We start from the raw sequence: 3,532 nt of genomic DNA on the forward strand, positions 1-3,532 counted from the left end.
ACGCCTGGTCCACCAGCGACGCCAGCCCCTGCAGCGTCGGCGCCGCCGCCACCGCCGCCGCCGCGCCGACGGCGGCGTCGGCGTCGGCGGCGCGCAGCAGGCCGATGAGGCGGCGCATCTCCGCCAGCCCCTGCACGCTGTTCTCGCGGATGACGGACAGCGCCTCCCGCGACGCCTTCGGGTCGCCGATGGACTGGGCGGCGGTGGCGTGGATGGCGATGGCGGAGAGGTGGTTGGCCACCATGTCGTGCAGCTCGCGCGCCATCCGGGCGCGCTCGGCGCCGACGGCCTCGCGCCGGTCCAGCTCCGCGAGCAGCGCCGTCTGCTCCGCCCGCAGCCGGGCGGCGTCGGCGGCCTGGCGGTGGGTGCGTACCGCGACGCCGGTGGTGGCGGGGGCGAGCGTGAGGAGGCCGACGACGACGCCGAGGAGGATCGCGATCCGGTCCTGGAAGGCTGCCAGCACGGCGAGGGTCGAGGCCACGGTGAGCGCCACGGCGGCCCGGGGGATCCAGCGGGCGGCGGCCGCGGTGCTGTAGACCACGCCCGCGTAGACCAGGTCCGTGAACATCAGGATCGTGGCCAGCGTGCCCCGGGTGAACTGGTCGGCGACGAGGGCGGCGGCGGCGACGCCCAGCGCGGTCAGGGGCCGGCTGCGGCGCAGCAGCTCCGCGCCGCACATGACCGCGAGCGGGAGCAGCGTCAGCCACGGCGCGTCGAGCGGCCGGCCGCCCTGGGTGTGCAGCCCGAGCGCCCACAGCGCCGTCCCGCCGAGCAGCCCGACGACCGCGAGGAGCACGTCGTCGCGGTGCGGCCGGAGCGGGGCGCGTGAGCTGGTCACGCCCCCATCAAACACGGCAGCGGCACCCGCGGCCTCCGTACCCCGGGGCGGATTCGGGGGCGGGCGCTACATCGAAGGATGCAGTCCGGGATCGTCGCGTACGACGACGTGCCGGCGCGCCCCGCGCGGGAGCCTGGAAGCCGGGACCGGGGAAGCGGAAGCGGGGAAGGGAGAGCGCACCGTGGTCGTCACGCTCATCATCGTCTGCGAGGTCGCCTTCTGGGTGCTGCTCGCCGCCGGGCTCTCGCTGCGGTACCTGGCGCGGAAGCCGCGGCTGGGCGCCGCGGTGCTGCTGTGCGAGCCGCTGCTGGAGGCCGTGCTGCTGGTCGTCACGGCGATCGACCTGAAGAACGGCGCGGAGCCGGACTGGAAGCACGGCCTGGCCGCCGTTTACATCGGCTTCTCCGTCGCCCTCGGCCCGGCGACGATCCGCTGGGTCGACGCCCGCTTCGCGCACCGCTTCGCGGGCGGGCCGCCGCCGGTGAGGCCGCCGAAGTACGGGAGGGCGCGGGCGCTGCACGAGTGGCGGACGGCCGCGCGCTGGATCCTGGCGAGCGGGATCGCGATCGCGTTGCTGCAGGGCGCGGTGTGGTACGTCGGCGGCGACGGGAGCACGGATTCGCTGCGGGAGTGGCAGACGCGGATGCTGTTCGTCATCGGCATCAACGTCGTCATCGCCGGGAGCTACACGCTCTTCCCCAAGCGGCGGCCGGCCGGGGCGGAGTCCGACGCGGACGGGCGGCGGTCAGCGCTCCCCGCCCGGCACCCACAGCACGTCGCCGACCGCCTGGTTGGCCGTGCGCGCAAGGATGAAAAGCAGGTCCGATAGGCGGTTGAGGTACGTGGCCGTCAGCGGGTTCATGGTCTCGCCGTGCACCTCCAGCGCGGCCCACGTCGACCGCTCGGCCCGGCGCACCACCGTGCACGCCTGGTGCAGCAGCGCCGCGCCGGGCGTGCCGCCCGGAAGGATGAAGCTGCGCAGCTTCTCCAGCCCGGCCAGGAAGCGGTCGCAGTCGGCCTCCAGCCGGTCGACGTACTCCTGTTCGACGCGCAGCGGCGGGAACTCCGGGTCGGGCTGCACGGGCGTGGACAGGTCGGCGCCGACGTCGAAGAGGTCGTTCTGCACCCGGGTGAGGACGCGGGCGACCTCCTCGGACAGCCCGCCGAGGGCCAGGGCGGTCCCGATCGCCGCGTTCGCCTCGTTGGCGTCGGCGTACGCGGAGATCCGCGGGTCGGTCTTCGCCACCCGGCTCATGTCGCCGAGGGCCGTGGTGCCCTTGTCTCCGGTGCGGGTGTAGATCCGCGTCAGGTTGACCATACGGACAGCGTATGCCCGCTCCGGAGGGGACGGCGGACCTGTGGGGCCAAAAGGTACCCAACTACGCGCGGCGGACCGGCGAGTGGACGCCGGGCGTGTGATGTCCGTCATCTGAGACGTGACGCGCATCTCTTCGCGCTCCGCGGGCGCGCCGGGAGCGCTAGTGTCCGCTTCGGAGCACGTGAACGAGCCGTATAGCGAGGGAACCACCGTGGAATCCGCCGGAAAGCTCGCCGTCGTCGGAGCCGGACTCATGGGGTCCGGTATCGCCCAGGTCGCCGCCCAGGCCGGCTGGGATGTCGTGCTGCGCGACATCACCGAGGAGGCGCTGACCCGCGGCGCGGACGGGATCAGGGGCTCGTACGAGAAGTTCGTCGCCAAGGGCAAGCTGGCCGCGGCCGACGCCGAGCGGGCCCTCGCCCGGATCACCACCACCACCGACCTCGACGCCGCCGCCGACGCGGACATCGTCGTCGAGGCGGTCTTCGAGCGGCTCAACGTCAAGCAGGACATCTTCCGCACGCTCGACGGCCTGGTGCGCGACGACGCCGTGCTCGCCTCCAACACCTCCGCGATCCCCATCACCAAGATCGCGGCGGTGACCGGCCGGCCCGAGCGCGTCGTCGGCACGCACTTCTTCTCGCCGGTCCCCCTGATGCGGCTCTGCGAGCTGGTACGGGGCCTGAAGACCAGCGACGACGCCCTCGCCCGGGCCCGGGCCTTCGCCGAGTCCACCGGCAAGACCTGCATCGTCGTCAACCGCGACGTGGCCGGCTTCGTGACCACCCGGCTGATCGCCGCGCTCGTCGTCGAGGCCACGAAGCTGTACGAGTCGGGCGTGGCCACCGCCGAGGACATCGACGCCGCCTGCCGGCTCGGCTTCGGCCACGCCATGGGGCCGCTGGCCACCGCCGACCTGACCGGCGTCGACATCCTGCAGCACGCCGCCGAGAACATCTACACCGAGACCCAGGACGGGAAGTTCGCGCCGCCGGAGCTGATGCGCCGCATGGTCGACGCGGGCGACATCGGCCGCAAGAGCGGCCGCGGCTTCTACGAGCACTGACCGCAACCGACCGCAGCCGCCGCCGCGCCCCTCCCGGCCCCCGGCCGGGCCGGTGGGCGGGTGCGGCGTCCCCCGCAGGGGTGAAATCGGTACGGATACGCGCGCGGACGGCAACCGGGCACCCCCGGGAACAGTCAGATCAAGAGAGGAACCGGCACGGAACTCGGCACCACGGACTACGAGAACCCGCAGACGGGGAGCGCACATGTTTGAGGCGGAGGGCCGCGACAGCGCCCCGCCCTACCACCCGGCCCGCCACCGCGCGGGCCCCGCGCGCGGGGCCGCCCGTCGAGCGCCGGGCGGCGCCGCG

At 74.0% G+C, this 3,532-nt stretch carries 4 protein-coding genes; 2 read left to right on the forward strand and 2 right to left on the reverse strand.

The annotated features are described in order from the left end of the window. Positions 1–838: histidine kinase (locus ABD317_RS34805; RefSeq protein ID WP_344295585.1), on the reverse strand; the 838-nt coding region annotated here is incomplete at its 3' end. 181 nt (positions 839–1,019) lie between these two features. On the opposite strand from ABD317_RS34805, the gene ABD317_RS34810 reads away from it, so the two are divergent. Continuing rightward, positions 1,020–1,667, forward strand: coding sequence for a hypothetical protein (locus ABD317_RS34810; protein ID WP_344295588.1), 648 nt, complete (start codon positions 1,020–1,022; stop codon positions 1,665–1,667). Here the strand turns inward: ABD317_RS34810 and ABD317_RS34815 are convergent. Next, the gene (locus tag ABD317_RS34815; protein WP_344295592.1) at positions 1,584–2,156 is read right to left on the reverse strand and encodes a cob(I)yrinic acid a,c-diamide adenosyltransferase; all 573 of its coding nucleotides are present in this window, start codon (positions 2,154–2,156) and stop codon (positions 1,584–1,586) included. The two genes, ABD317_RS34810 and ABD317_RS34815, sit on opposite strands and share 84 nt — an antisense overlap. A gap of 211 nt (positions 2,157–2,367) precedes the next feature. Here ABD317_RS34815 and ABD317_RS34820 point away from each other — a divergent pair, with 211 nt between their 5' ends. After that, positions 2,368–3,222, forward strand: a complete 855-nt coding sequence (locus ABD317_RS34820; protein ID WP_344295596.1) for a 3-hydroxyacyl-CoA dehydrogenase family protein — start codon at positions 2,368–2,370, stop codon at positions 3,220–3,222. Positions 3,223–3,532: the final 310 nt, after the last annotated feature.

Origin of the sequence: Streptomyces synnematoformans (genome assembly GCF_039531005.1) — a bacterium.
Lineage (GTDB): Bacteria > Actinomycetota > Actinomycetes > Streptomycetales > Streptomycetaceae > Streptomyces > Streptomyces synnematoformans.